The following is a 437-nucleotide window of genomic DNA, read 5'->3' as shown; positions in this document are numbered from 1 at the left end:
TTATATTGAAAAGCTCTAGCATATAACGATAATCCGATAGGATCAATTTTATTCTTTTGTAATTCATACAACATATTTTGTAATTTCTTATTAATTTCTTTTTGAACCTCATTTTCTAAATTATGTATGTTTTTTTTATTATCATAATGCTCCTTAATTAAATGTGCATTAGTTTTTTCTATTACAGCTACATTAGCGTTTATATCGAAATTAAATACAAACTTTCCTTTTTGAAAATTAACCTCTATTTTCCTAGTCGCATTCTGTATTAATATAGAAGTGTTTGGTTTTTGGCTGGATTTTTTAGGTGGAAGCACAAGGTGTAGTATCATCCGGCCTTTATTTTTGGGCTTATTTAAAAGATTGAAGAACTTAACATTTTTTTTAGGGATACGGCTTAAATATTTACCTTGTCGATCTAAAAGTGCAATTCCTAC

The 437-nt window shown here is 27.5% G+C and carries 1 protein-coding gene; it reads right to left on the bottom strand.

Going from position 1 to position 437, the window contains the following annotated elements; translation table 11 throughout:
- On the bottom strand, nucleotides 1-437 hold a 437-nt coding region (locus tag ILT06_RS32225), incomplete at both ends, for a Ger(x)C family spore germination C-terminal domain-containing protein (RefSeq protein ID WP_222656002.1).

Origin of the sequence: Bacillus sp. 17RED48 (assembly GCF_019837545.1) — a bacterium.
Classification (GTDB): Bacteria; Bacillota; Bacilli; order Bacillales; family Bacillaceae_G; genus Bacillus_A; species Bacillus_A wiedmannii.
This window is presented reverse-complemented; position numbering and strand designations above follow the sequence as displayed.